The sequence below is a fragment of the Maridesulfovibrio sp. genome, from assembly GCF_963678865.1.
In the GTDB taxonomy this organism is placed as follows: Bacteria; Desulfobacterota; Desulfovibrionia; order Desulfovibrionales; family Desulfovibrionaceae; genus Maridesulfovibrio.
This window is the reverse complement of the sequence record NZ_OY787459.1, coordinates 3,228,080-3,240,591: the sequence shown is the minus strand read 5'-3', so window position 1 is coordinate 3,240,591 and position 12,512 is coordinate 3,228,080. Positions and strand designations below refer to the sequence as shown.

Annotated in this window: 12 protein-coding genes; 2 read left to right on the top strand and 10 right to left on the bottom strand. The window is 49.1% G+C overall.

What is annotated here, in order from left to right; genetic code table 11:
- Positions 1-17: 17 nt before the first annotated feature.
- On the bottom strand, positions 18-1,127 hold the full coding sequence (locus ACKU41_RS14785) for a metal-dependent phosphohydrolase (protein ID WP_321401875.1): 1,110 nt from the start codon (positions 1,125-1,127) through the stop codon (positions 18-20).
- Between the two features lie 281 nt (positions 1,128-1,408).
- Between ACKU41_RS14785 and ACKU41_RS14780 the strand changes: the two genes are divergently transcribed.
- Positions 1,409-2,563, top strand: a complete 1,155-nt coding sequence (locus tag ACKU41_RS14780) for an iron-containing alcohol dehydrogenase (protein WP_321401873.1) — start codon at positions 1,409-1,411, stop codon at positions 2,561-2,563.
- Positions 2,564-2,692: 129 nt separating this feature from the next.
- On the opposite strand, the gene ACKU41_RS14775 is transcribed toward ACKU41_RS14780, so the two are convergent.
- The 9 genes from ACKU41_RS14775 to ACKU41_RS14735 form a co-directional block, all read right to left on the bottom strand.
- Entirely contained in the window at positions 2,693-3,301 is a 609-nt protein-coding gene (locus tag ACKU41_RS14775) for an EF-hand domain-containing protein (RefSeq protein WP_319778190.1), read from the bottom strand.
- Between the two features lie 297 nt (positions 3,302-3,598).
- Entirely contained in the window at positions 3,599-4,936 is a 1,338-nt protein-coding gene (locus ACKU41_RS14770) for a sigma-54 dependent transcriptional regulator (RefSeq protein ID WP_321401870.1), read from the bottom strand.
- The gene (locus ACKU41_RS14765; RefSeq protein ID WP_321401868.1) at positions 4,936-6,426 is read right to left on the bottom strand and encodes an ATP-binding protein; all 1,491 of its coding nucleotides are present in this window, start codon (positions 6,424-6,426) and stop codon (positions 4,936-4,938) included. Before ACKU41_RS14765 ends, ACKU41_RS14770 begins: the two co-directional genes overlap by 1 nt.
- Before the next feature lie 155 nt (positions 6,427-6,581).
- On the bottom strand, positions 6,582-7,268 hold the full coding sequence (locus ACKU41_RS14760) for a hypothetical protein (RefSeq protein ID WP_319778187.1): 687 nt from the start codon (positions 7,266-7,268) through the stop codon (positions 6,582-6,584).
- Between the two features lies 1 nt (position 7,269).
- Positions 7,270-8,550: a sulfite exporter TauE/SafE family protein gene (locus tag ACKU41_RS14755; protein ID WP_321401865.1), complete on the bottom strand. Its 1,281-nt coding sequence runs from the start codon at positions 8,548-8,550 to the stop codon at positions 7,270-7,272.
- Positions 8,551-8,566: 16 nt separating this feature from the next.
- Entirely contained in the window at positions 8,567-8,944 is a 378-nt protein-coding gene (locus ACKU41_RS14750) for a response regulator (protein WP_321401864.1), read from the bottom strand.
- On the bottom strand, positions 8,916-9,332 hold the full coding sequence (locus ACKU41_RS14745) for a response regulator (RefSeq protein WP_321401857.1): 417 nt from the start codon (positions 9,330-9,332) through the stop codon (positions 8,916-8,918). The genes ACKU41_RS14750 and ACKU41_RS14745 overlap by 29 nt, the downstream gene beginning before the upstream one ends.
- 34 nt (positions 9,333-9,366) lie before the next feature.
- On the bottom strand, positions 9,367-9,798 hold the full coding sequence (locus tag ACKU41_RS14740) for a response regulator (protein ID WP_319778183.1): 432 nt from the start codon (positions 9,796-9,798) through the stop codon (positions 9,367-9,369).
- Between the two features lie 3 nt (positions 9,799-9,801).
- The gene (locus tag ACKU41_RS14735; protein WP_321401855.1) at positions 9,802-11,508 is read right to left on the bottom strand and encodes an ATP-binding protein; all 1,707 of its coding nucleotides are present in this window, start codon (positions 11,506-11,508) and stop codon (positions 9,802-9,804) included.
- A 595-nt stretch (positions 11,509-12,103) separates the two neighbouring features.
- Between ACKU41_RS14735 and ACKU41_RS14730 the strand changes: the two genes are divergently transcribed.
- On the top strand, positions 12,104-12,496 hold the full coding sequence (locus tag ACKU41_RS14730) for a response regulator (RefSeq protein WP_319778181.1): 393 nt from the start codon (positions 12,104-12,106) through the stop codon (positions 12,494-12,496).
- The last annotated feature ends 16 nt before the right edge of the window (positions 12,497-12,512 follow it).

Genomic DNA, 12,512 nt, shown 5'->3' with positions numbered 1-12,512 from the left:
AATCAGACCAGTTTAAGCTAAGCTTTCACAATGGCATGGACCTGCTTGCGCAGAGCTTCCTTACCATCCTTCTGCATCAGGTGATAGAGAGCCATAATAGTAGCCTGACTGAACACGGCATTGCGGAAGGCATAAAACTTTGCAGACTTGAGATCTGCCTTGCTCATACCGTAATCCTGCATGGCAATCTCTTCCATAGCCGGAATGAGCCATTTTGCAGCAGGAACGGTCAGAATCCAGTCATGGTCGCCGAGATGGGTAACAAAAGCTTCCATGCTGCGCTGCAGAGGCAGAGTCTTGCCGTCTGCAGCAAGCAGTCCGTACTTAACCGGATCAACGTCAGCAATGATGGATGCGGCCTTTAGCCAGCGAACCGGACCCTCTTCATCTTTGGAAAAACCGGGATGATTATGGGCGCAGGCCTGTGCTACACACACTTCGGCAGGAAGACCGCGCACAATTGATTCCGCCACGCCGAGGACGTGGTGTTCGCCGGTACCTGCAAGCTTGTTCTCATTGCGGCTGGAGCCGTCTTTCTGCCATTGGAAAACCCAAGGCTTATGCAGGTCATGCAAAATCTGGGCGGCAACCACAACATCACGATCAAGATCGAAACCGTAAATTTTCTTATAGTTGTCGTAGAGGGCCAGAGACATTTCAACATTCAGGGCAGTATGGGTGGCAAGGCCGCCGGGGTAACAGTGATGACTGCTATAGCCGCTTCCGGGAGCGGCGTAGAAAGGCTGGTTGGCTTGTTTGGCGGAACCGTTCTCCGGCAGAAAAGTGTCATAGGATACACCCTCGAGCCAGCCATTCTTTTCAAGTTCCTTGTACACTTCCTTCTTGCGCCCGCTCACAGCGTTCATAAGCCTTGGCGCAGGATTGGCTATGATATCCTGCACTGCTTTACGCAATCCTGGATTTTTAATACCGGCGGCCTGCGCCTGAATATACTTCCATGACTCCATTACCGCACCGGAATTTTCAGCCATCTGCTGCGGAGTCAGTTTTCTGCATTCTGAGAGTGTAAATTCAGTATAAGAAGCTTCAGCCAGAACAGACATGCCGGAGGCGGCAACAGCGGCCCCGGCAATAATACCCATTTTCAAAAATTCGCGTCTTTCCATAATATAACTCCTTGTAAACGTAATTGGGCCTCCCCTGAGACAGGGAATTTATGCTCGATTTTTTTGACAATTGGATTACGACAAGAGTCCGTTTTAATTACAAGATTGTGTCAAAAAGATTTATTGGAAGAAATGGACCAGACAGAGGCTATGCAGCATCCTTCTTCCATAGATCCCAGCCGGAGAGGACAAAAAGAAACTCACCATGACTTACATACTTAATCTTTCTTAATCGCCAATATAAATTGCCGGACCAGGGAGTGCGGTGTTAACCTGCCCCCATGAATTTTCAATTTTCCACAGCACCCAGAATTGTCTTCGGCCCGGACACTGCACGAACCATTCCTGAACACACAATAAAAATGGGCAGCAGAGCCTGCATTGTTACCGGTAAATCTCCGCAAAGAATCCAGTGGCTCATCGATGATCTACACAAAAAAAACATACAACTGCATACGGTTTCTATACCCGGTGAACCGGACACGGATAGGATTACCGCACTCGTAGCCGAAGCCCGTGCCAAAAATTGCAACGTTGTTATAGCCGTTGGCGGAGGAAGCGTTCTGGATGCGGGCAAGGCCATTGCCGCACTTATCCCTAACAAACGGGATGTGCTGGACTATCTTGAAGTGGTAGGCAAAGGCATGCCGCTTTCCGAAAAACCACTGCCGCTCATTGCCGTACCGACTACGTCGGGAACAGGTTCGGAAGTGACTTCAAACGCAGTGCTGCTCAGTATAGAACACAAAGTCAAAGTCAGCCTGCGCTCTACGGAGATGATCCCGGATATCGCCATAGTCGATCCACTGCTGACCCTTTCCGCTCCCCCGTCTGTAACTGCGGCAACCGGACTGGACGCATTGACCCAGCTCATGGAATCCTTTGTTTCCCGCTCCGGTTCGCCCATGACTGATGCGCTCTGCCGCGAAGGTTTAAAACACGGGGCAAAAAATATTTTGAAGGCATACAATGACGGAGAAGACATTGAAGCCCGAACAGGAATGGCACTGGCCAGCCTCTTTTCCGGCATAACCCTCGCCAATGCAAAGCTCGGCGCGGTACATGGATTCGCAGCTCCCCTTGGAGGGGAATTCAAGGCCCCGCATGGCGCGGTCTGCGCTGCACTGCTGCCATCTGTCATGGAGATAAATGTCCGTGCGCTTAAGGAACGCGATCCCGGCAACCCGGCCCTTGCTGCTTATGCTGAAACCGCAAAAATCCTGACCGGAAACAATGACGCCCAAATTACGGACGGAATCCAGTGGGTGAAAAATACCTGTGCTGAGATGAAAATCCCCGGACTAGGCGAAATCGGAGTACAGAAAAAAGATTTCAAATCTCTGTCCGCCAAAGCCGCACGATCCAGCAGCATGAAAGGCAATCCTCTTGAGCTGACTGAAAAAGAACTATTGGAAATATTAGAAATGGCTCTTTAACAAATGGAAAAGGCTTACCAGACTTATGGTAAGCCTTTTTCTACATCCATGTTCACGACATATTTCCTTGCTTTGAATTAATACGCCGGGCCGTGAATCCTTTCACAGCCGTAATCATGATGCTGAAACTTATGCGCTGGCCCCGAGCAACTCGCTGGCAGAGGTTGTTGCTTCCTGCTGCTCGTAAGCTCTCATGGCCATCCGTTGCAGAATAGATTGACCTGATTGGCCGCTTTCTTCAGAGTCCTGCCCGCTGGGATCAGAATTATCACCGACTATGCCTGCAAGCGAGGTGTCTCCGTTGGCGAAAGCTTTCTGCAATTCATCAAGGGTTACTACGCCGTCCTGATTGTAATCGTATTCATCATACTCTTCTTCGGACTCTTCGCTGGAAGAACTTTCCGAACTTTCACCGCAGCCGATTCCGGCTTCACTGCTCTGCATCATAACAGACATATTGCCCATCATAGCTTTTTCCTGCTGTCTGCTTTCCAGATCGGCAACCATTTCCTCCTGCGAGAGGTAACCATCACCATCAGAATCAATTTCAGAGAAAATATCACTCAGGGAACCAGCTTCGGATGAACTCAGCTGACCGTCACCGTCGCTGTCCTGATCTCCAATAATGGAACTTACAAAGTCATCCGAGGAATCATAATCCTCAGGACGCTTCATCTGGCTCATCTGACTTGAAAACAGACTACTGACCGACGAATCGCCTATACCGGAAACACTCATTTTTGTCCTCCTGATCATTTTTACAAAGAGGCAATTATTGCCTGTTCCTCTGTCTGACCGGGAGTGCAGCAACTATAGGACCGGACCACATTAAGAAATATTAATAGTGTATTAATTTTAAAAAAGAAGATTTTCAACGCATGTATTTACATAGTAATCAAAAAAACACACGGCTCATAACTAAAATCAAGTAAGTCTTAAATCATTTTACTAAAGCAGAGACACGTAGTGAAGACCAACAAATGCTCGCATGTTTATATTTTGCTGGCAACAAGGATTCTTTTTATCTCCGCTTGATCACCCCTGCCCTTCCTCCATCCTCTTCAGCTTCTCACGCAAGGTCTTGCGGTTGATGCCGAGAATTTCTGCGGCTCGGGTCTTGTTGTTATTGGTCATGGCCAACACGTTTTTGATATGCTCTTTTTCTACGTCTGCAAGAGAACGGTCCACACGTCCGTCCACGGGGAGGCTGAATCGCATATTGGCAGGCAGGTCGGTAATTTCGATTGGATCGTGATCGACAATGACCACCAAACGCTGGACGAGATTTTCCAGTTCACGCACATTTCCGGGCCATGCATAATTACGCATGGCCTGCAAAGCCTCATCGGTCATCCCCGGCACCGATCGTTGCATCGCCGTGGCAAAACGCTCCAGAAAACTGCTGATCATGATCAGAATATCGTCGCCGCGCTCGGCAAGAGATGGGACCGGAATGTCCACAACATTGAGCCGGTAATACAGGTCCTCACGAAAGGAACCTTCATCCACCAGCAGCTTAAGGTCTTTGTGGGTAGCAGCCAGTATGCGGGTATCCACGGTATTAACGGTACTCGATCCGACCTTGCAGAATTCCTTGGATTGCAGAATACGCAACAGCTTGGCCTGCATATTCGGGCTGGCATCACCTATTTCATCGAGAAAAATCGTTCCGCCGTTGGCTATTTCAAAAAAACCGATCCGAGCTTCCTTGGCACCGGTAAAAGCCCCCTTAACGTGACCGAAAAGCTCGCTTTCCACCAGAGAATCAGGGATGGCCGCGCAGTTTACAGGAACAAAAGGGGCGGCCCTGCGGTCGCTGTGATAATGTACGGCCCTTGCCACCAACTCCTTACCTGTTCCCGATTCACCGGATATAAGCACGTTGGCATTTGTGCCCGCAGCCTTGGCTATCCTCCTGAAAACCAGCTGCATCAGTGGAGACTTTCCGTAAATGCCGTAGTTTTCTTTGGAAACCTCCGCGGGCTGAACAGCTTTACGCCGCCTGACCCGCTCCATAATGCGGTCCATGGCAGAAAGCAGTTCCTCAGCGGTGAAGGGCTTGGGCAGATACTCCCCGGCCCCGTCCTTGATGGCCTCCACTGCTCCGGAAATGGACGGATATCCGGTAATCATCATGATTTCTACATCACGATGATTCTCGCGTACGTGGCGGATCAGATCCAACCCGTTAGCCTGAGGCATCTTGAAATCGGTTATGACAATATCAATATCATATTCCTCCAGCAGCGGCAGGGCTTCATCAACCCGCAGGGAGGTAAACACCTCATAACCGCTGGATTCAAGATTTCTCTTCAGCACCTCAAGAGTGCTTTTGCTATCATCAACTGCCAGAATTTTTATCTTTCCAGTCATCAGTCATCCGTTATATTATTCTGCTGGCAGGGAAGTGCTATTTCAAAACATGTTCCCTTGCCCGGTTCGCTCCGCACCTGAATAACGCCCTTATGGGCCTTAACTATACCCAACACAACGGAAAGTCCCAATCCGGTCCCTTTATCCACATCCTTGGTGGTAAAGAAAGGATTGAAAATCTGTTTAAGCTCGGCTTCGGGTATTCCCGGTCCATTATCCTCAACTATGATGTATGCATCATTTTTATCGCTAAGCGTTCTTATTTCCAGCGTCCCGCCCCCGCTCATTGCCTGAATGGCATTGGCGGCAAGGTTTACTATCACCTGCTTAATATGCTGCGGATCAGCCGGAACCGACGGAAGATCCGCTGCAAAATCACATTTCACAACGATATCATTCCTCTTCGCCGCAGTCTCGGTAATACGCAAGGCCTCGGTAATAGTTTCATTGATGTTGGTGGGGATAAGCTGAGGAGGTAACTGCCTGCTGAAAAACATCAATTTTTTAATTATTTCCCGCGCATGTAATGAGGAATCCACAATACTGCTCAAATCCATGCGGACCTGATCCTGAAGCTCAGGTGTCTGCAATGCAAGTTGGGCATACCCGAGAATATTGGATAACGGCTCGTTTATTTCGTGGGCAACCCCTGCGGAAAACTGCCCGATCTTAGCCAGCCGATCAGCTTGCCTAAGCTGCTGTTCAAGCTCAATCTTTGCAGATTTGATCTCCTTTTTAGCTACAATAATGGCTATCTGCTGGGCCACAGTCATGAGCAGGTCTTTCTCATCGTCAATAAAAACAGGCCTGCCATAATTCTCAGGGGCCTCGACCGCCACGGTTATGGTTCCCCGAATATCACGATGAGCATCCACCGCCTCCACAAGAAAATTCTCCGTCTTCCGATATCCCGGAGTTTCCCAGCTGAGATTGCCGATTCGCAATCTGACATGTGTCTTTTCCGGATTCTGAAAACCGGAAGGCATCAACTGGACTATACGGTCCATTGTTTCTTTCAGGTTCAGGTCCAGATCTCCACCCAGCTTGGATATCTCAAAAAGGCAGTTCAATTCCTTGTTGCGTTCAATGAGAGTAAAACGTTCGTAAAGCAACCCTTCCTGACGCAGCATGTGCCCGGTTACATCCTGACCTACGCAAAGAATACTGACTATATTGGACCTTGAATCAGTTAATTGCTTGATATTCCAGTCAATATAGACCTTACTTCCGCCTCTGGTCCGGATATCCCCCGATATTTTTGAAATTTTATTTTCCTTAGCTTTCCTGAAGACTTCCCTTCTGGCGTCTTCCCGCTCATCTCTGGCTATAAATGTTTCAAACCAGTCTTTTCCGGCCAGTTCCTTCATGGAATAACCGGTAATATTTTCCAGACGGGTGTTGCCGTGGATGATTTCCCCGTTCAAATCCAAAGTTACCACTATTCCGTGGCTGAGCTGCATTATGGTGTCGTAATATTCCTGAAGATTCATTGTAATACCCTCATCTTAAAGGATAGGGGGAAATCAGATTCGAGTAAACTCTTTCCGCAGTAATGGCAGCCGCGGATATCTTTTATTATCAGAAACACGGCCCGGCACTGGAGGTAGCCGGGCCGTGCAGGCCTGTTAACGCTTGGGGCAATGCATCAATGGCCGAGATTTAAGCCCCATCCCTCGAAAACAAAGAGGATGGCAAAGCCGTACCACAAGGTATAGACTACATAGAATATCAGCGAAAAGATGACCAACCATAATTCATCCATGATATTCAGCGGTACAATTTCGTAGTAGTTGTATGCGGTTTCCACCCCCTTCTTCATGACTGAAGCAGAAACCTTGGCGAGCTTGAACTCACTCTGATCATTCAGTGCTTTTTCCATGAGGCCCAGACTGGTCCACCAGTTAAAGATCGCCCGGCGCGGTTCCATGTCATACTTTCCTGAAACTTCATCCCCCTTGTTATGATACATAAGATCAGCATCACCAAGGCATGATTCCAGAATGGTTGAGATGGACCCGTTAATGCCCAGTTCCTTGCCATTAACGGCAGCCTGAACTCCGGCAGATTTGAACAGCTTTTCGGACTGCTCAGCCTGCACGGCAGTGGAGTAAGTAAGCTTCAGGCTCACTTTCTTTCCTTCAACGGTTTTCACATTTTCACGCAGATCGGAAATATAATTCACCGATCCCTTGGATATGGAGTTGTACATGGCGTCAAGATAAGCCATGGCATTCTTGCCGTTGAATATCGGCTGAAACATGACAACCAGCACTATGAAGAAGAGAGCGAGCAGAGCAAAACCGCCGGTGAATTCTTTCTTGTTGACGATCATTTTAACGTGCCTCCTCAACCTTAAGATTCTTGATGTTTACAATGAAGGTTCCGATGACCCAGACGGAGAATCCGCCGATGACCACAAAAAACGCCCAGATGCCGATGGAGTCCAGAATACGGCCCATGGAGGGCGAGATGGGGATGTAGCCCATTTCACCGAGTTTACCGGGCAGGGCAAAAATACGGTTTACAAAACCGGCCAGAACCGCCATGGCGTAGAAACCGCGGATGGTGATACCCGGAACCACCTTGGTTACCAGCGCGCCTATCTGGATACCCAGCAGGGAACCCAGCAGCATGCCCATAGCCAGTGTGTAGAAGATAAAACCGTAAATCGCATACTGACTGATGGAAGCGAATCCGGCAGTGAATACAATCTGAAAAATATCGGTTCCAACGGTGGTCATGGAAGAAACGCCGAGTACGTATACGAAAATGGGAAAGGTCAGGAATCCGCCGCCAACGCCCATAATACCGGCCGCAAGACCTACCAGCGCACCGGAAAGTACGAGGAATACCCATGAAATCTGGCGACCGCCGGGTACTAGATCATGGTCGAATTTAACCATGGGCGGAAAATTTATTCCCTGCAGAGACTTGGAGAGAGCTCCCAGATCGCTACCTTCACCGCCACCGTGAGCACTGCCGCCCTTGCCGGCCTTACGTGCCTTCAGGAAATCCATCATGGCATAACTTCCGAGAAAGCCGAGCATGAGGGAGTACACGGTTGTGATAAATGCGTCCGAAAGAACCGGGTTGATCTCATAGAGAACGCGGTTGATTATTCCGCCTGCTGTGGCACCTAGAATTGCCCCGATAAGAAATACTACTGCCAGAGGTACGGAGACGTTACCCATCTTGCGGTGGATGACACTGCCCATAATCGCCTTGGCGAAAATATGGAAAAGGTCGGTACCGACAGCCAGAATCCCCTTGATCCCGGCACTCATCAAAGCAGGAGCGATGATAAAGCCTCCCCCCGCACCGATACAGCCGGTAATCAGTCCGGCACCGATACCGATGGCTATGGAGACCATAAAAATTCCGAAACTGTAAAAGGCCGGGCTATATGATTTCTTGCCACCCAGCAGATCCGGAAGGATCGGGGCAATATCATCAGCGAACGCAATACCGCCCAGAATAACGGGAATAAGCATCAGCCCAAGGAGCATACGCAGCTTGCTGCTGCCCATAATCGCCTTGGCGTTGTCTATTTCCCAGCGGGCCATATAACCGGCCCCAGCCATCATAAACTTACCCCATTGATTGAAAAAACCCATGGTTATCCTCACATTGTCATTGGTTGTTGTGTCTTAAGACGGCATCCTTGATTTTGCAGACAATTTCATCCACATCAGCAGGTTTCAGGAGGTAATCACAAGCCCCCATGGCCAGACTGGAAACGACTATGTCCGCTTCAGCATGGGCCGTGAGCATCACGACCGCAATTTGAGGATACTGTCTCTTAATTTCTCCAAGCAGTTGAATCCCGTCCCTGCCGGGCATTTTTATATCCAGCACCACTGCGTTCACCGGTAACTCCTTCAAGACATCTACGGCCTCGTCAGCCCCGGCAGCAGTGCTTACAGTCAGTCCCCGTCTTTCCAGCCTACGGGCAAAAACACGGGAAAAATCAACTTCATCATCAACCAGAAGAACTCTCACCCTTTCCACGGGGCACCTCCTTCCGGCTGGACGCCTGCTGCACCTTTTCCAGCAGCAGACTGAACTCGACCGGCTTGGAAAGATAATCCGCAACCCCCAGCCTGATACTTTCAGCGGCGGCTTTTTCACAACCGTGCCCGGTGAGCATCAGCACCGGCAGATTCGGGTCCAGCATTTTGAACACCTTTAAAATCTCTATTCCATCCATTCCCTCGAGTTTGAGATCAAGCAGAACCACGTCAAAATGCTTTTCACGCAGCACCCTGACCGCATCTTCACCTCTGTAAGCGGTTTCAACCAGAATTCCCCGCCGCTCAAGGCGCTTGCGTAAAACTTCGGCAAAGCCGACTTCATCGTCGACTATGAGAAGTCTTATCTGTTTATCGCTGCTGATCATTCTCAAACCCTCGGATACGGTTTTCCCCGTACGATCAGGCCATACGATGGGTAATGTCATCGATGCGGGCCTTAACTTCTTCATCCGCATGGGAACGGTACAGTTCCACAGCCTTACGAAGTTTTTCGGCAAGATCATCGATATTGCAGGGCTTCATAAGATAGTCGAATGCACCATTCTGCATGCCTTCAATTGCCGATTCCACAGTGGCGTGACCGGTGAGCATGATGACCTCGACAATGGGGAAATCACGCTTGATATCACGCAACACTTCAAGACCGTTCTTGCCCGGCATTTTCATATCCAGAATGACCACTTCGATACCGTGATTTTCCGCAAGGCTCTTCAGGGCCTGCTCTCCGTCATAAGCCTTGTGGATGGTCATATTTCTTCTGGCAAGTCTCTTGGACATTGCATCGACAAATCCAGCCTCGTCGTCCACGAACAGAATGGTTGCATCCATCATGGTTTAATCCTCCTTTTCGACTTCATATTCGGTACCTGCTGAGGGTAAAGGCAGCCGGATATTGAACCGCGCTCCCTGCCCCACTCCACTTTCAACATCAATCTCCCCACCCATCCGGTGGATCAATCCAAAGCAGATGGAAAGCCCCAGTCCGCTTCCCTTGCCCACCGGCTTGGTGGTGAAAAAGGGATCGAAAATCCTGCTTAAATTGGCTGCAGGTATTCCGGGACCTGTATCCGCCACGGAAACATATGCTTGACCGCCTTCAGCCCGGCAGGCGACGCTCAGCGTCCCGCCCTTAGCCTCCATGGCCTGAACGGCGTTATTGAAAAGGTTCATGAAAACCTGCTGCAATTCAGAAATAGAAGCCCGCACCGGTCCCATTTCCCGGTCAAGATCAAGGGAAAGGTTGATCTGGGCATAGCGGGCCTGCTGCATTGAAATTCCCACCACTTCTTCAATGAGGTCAGGCAAAAACACATCTACAACCCTTGAATCGGTCTTGCGGGCAAAGCTGAGCAGCTTATGAGTGATGTCCTTGCAGCGTCCTCCCTGTGTGCGCACCTGCTCAAGAGCACGGGAAATTTCAGCATAGGAGGACATTTCCCTGCCCTCATCTTCCAGCAGATCGCAGACCCATCCGGCCTCTTCAATCATAATCGCCACCGGATTGTTGATTTCATGGGCAATACCCGCGGCCAACTCACCTATGGAGGCCAGCTTTCCGGTCTCCACCATCTGGCGGTTCATCATTTCGTTCTCGGAATCGATAAATTCAATATGGGTGACCAGCTTTCGGGAGAGATAAAGGGCCATGACAATAATCGCCAATCCGCCGGTAAGAAAAATAGCCAGAGTAATGAACTCGCTGCGGATCATGGAAGAAAAGGCGTCTGACATGTTCTGCTGGTAAACCAGTTTCCAATCTCCACTCTTGAGCAGGGAGGAGACTGCCACATACTTTTCTCCGTCACTGCCCCCTGAAAGCTGGATAGAGACTCCGTCCTCATATACAGGGTCCTGAATATTCTCATAAGGAGTCAGCACCAGTTCTCGGTTGAGGTTGGATTGCGGTCTGGTCTGATACACGCCGCTCTTATTCAGGATGTAGGCATATCCGGTTTCACCTATATGGATATTCTCAACCAGATTTGTAAAAGCGAGAAAATCAATTGTGGCACGCAGAGTCCACGGCTTACCCGCCCTGCTGCTGTTAACCGTGATGATAAAGTGGGGTGACTGGCGCAATCCCATGAAGACGTCACTGATATTGGTACTTTTGGTCCGGGAATTAAGGTACCAGTCTGCTTTGGAGTAATCAGCGCCCAGCAGGTTGAACGGTCCGGCATAGGCAACCTGGGTGCCGTTTTCGTTGATTATCCCGAGGTCAACAAAGATACGCCCGTATTGTTGCTGCATTCCTTTCAGCGCCTGTTCCAGATTCCGGGAATCGCTCAGTTCTTCGTAGGTAAACACCCGGCTGAGGTATTGCACTTCAGCCAGCTTTTCATTCAGGAAATTATTTACATTATCTTTATGCTTATCCACCACCTCGGCAAGATGGGCATAAACCTTGGCCCGGTAGATGGACCGGAACTGATCGAAAATAAGACCGCCCACAAGAATCAATGGCGCAAGTGATACCGTGATCACGGTAAGTGCGATCTTCCGGGAAAGCTTGTCGTATGTCTTCTTGGTTTCGGTCTGCATATTTCACAACTCTGGGTTTCAACTGGTTTCAGCTCCGCAGGCAGTGCGGACACTTGGACCCCATTGAGCAAGTGGTGTGCCAGACTCAGCAGAAAATACAGTCTTGACCGAATAGACAAAATAACTCTCAACACACTGTTATCATGGGAATTATACAAATAAAAACCACTGCAAACATAGTAATGTAAAAACAAATCAACCCGACAGGTTAGACCTGTTCTCATACCATGTAACAACTATTCGGTACATTTCGCCCCGGCGATACAAAACGCCCCTTTTAGACTTGCCGTACACAGACAGCAAGCGTGTGTGCGTTTTTTCACAAGAGCGGCTGCTTAAATTCGCACCGTCCGATACAAAACGCCCCGCTTTCATTTTTCCCAAATGACCACATCTGAAAAAGTCAGCCTTACTGAATCAAAATTTTCCATCATTATTACCAACCAGCGAATCAAAACAGCTTTCAACTCAAACATAACACTCTGAAAAATCTTACTTTTGTTGATATATATCAAATCAGCGTTTTCACTCGCACAACTTCCGCCATGTTTTGGCATGCTCATTGTACTACCAGATAAAGCCAAGGAGGATATTTATGAAAAATATTCGGATACTTCTCATAGATGATGAAGAAGGCTTTTCTTCGGTTCTGGCCAAAAGGCTGTCCCGCAGAGGTGTTGAAGTAGTCACAGCCGCAGACGGAGCTGCGGGGCTGCTCAGACTGGAGATAGAACTTTTTCAGGTAGTGATTCTGGATATGCAAATGCCCGGAATGAACGGATTGCAGGTTTTGAAGACCATAAAAAACCGTCATCCCAATGTGGAAGTTATCCTGCTGACCGGAAATGCGGATATGGATTCCGCACTTGCCTCCATGAACGCCGGAGCTTTTGACTTCATGCTCAAGCCGGCAAACACGGAAATCCTGACTCACAGGATTTACGATGCCGCCAAGAGCAGCAATGTATGCATTCATAAAACAGGCTGAGAAAAGACAACTTTTT

What these genes read in the sequence shown, in the direction of transcription:
- ACKU41_RS14785 (WP_321401875.1), bottom strand. Translation starts at nt 1,127, where the DNA reads ATGGAAAGACGCGAATTTTTGAAAATGGGTATTATTGCCGGGGCCGCT.
- ACKU41_RS14780 (WP_321401873.1), top strand. Translation starts at nt 1,409, where the DNA reads ATGAATTTTCAATTTTCCACAGCACCCAGAATTGTCTTCGGCCCGGAC.
- ACKU41_RS14775 (WP_319778190.1), bottom strand. Translation starts at nt 3,301, where the DNA reads ATGAGTGTTTCCGGTATAGGCGATTCGTCGGTCAGTAGTCTGTTTTCA.
- ACKU41_RS14770 (WP_321401870.1), bottom strand. Translation starts at nt 4,936, where the DNA reads ATGACTGGAAAGATAAAAATTCTGGCAGTTGATGATAGCAAAAGCACT.
- ACKU41_RS14765 (WP_321401868.1), bottom strand. Translation starts at nt 6,426, where the DNA reads ATGAATCTTCAGGAATATTACGACACCATAATGCAGCTCAGCCACGGA.
- ACKU41_RS14760 (WP_319778187.1), bottom strand. Translation starts at nt 7,268, where the DNA reads ATGATCGTCAACAAGAAAGAATTCACCGGCGGTTTTGCTCTGCTCGCT.
- ACKU41_RS14755 (WP_321401865.1), bottom strand. Translation starts at nt 8,550, where the DNA reads ATGGGTTTTTTCAATCAATGGGGTAAGTTTATGATGGCTGGGGCCGGT.
- ACKU41_RS14745 (WP_321401857.1), bottom strand. Translation starts at nt 9,332, where the DNA reads ATGATCAGCAGCGATAAACAGATAAGACTTCTCATAGTCGACGATGAA.
- ACKU41_RS14740 (WP_319778183.1), bottom strand. Translation starts at nt 9,798, where the DNA reads ATGATGGATGCAACCATTCTGTTCGTGGACGACGAGGCTGGATTTGTC.
- ACKU41_RS14735 (WP_321401855.1), bottom strand. Translation starts at nt 11,508, where the DNA reads ATGCAGACCGAAACCAAGAAGACATACGACAAGCTTTCCCGGAAGATC.
- ACKU41_RS14730 (WP_319778181.1), top strand. Translation starts at nt 12,104, where the DNA reads ATGAAAAATATTCGGATACTTCTCATAGATGATGAAGAAGGCTTTTCT.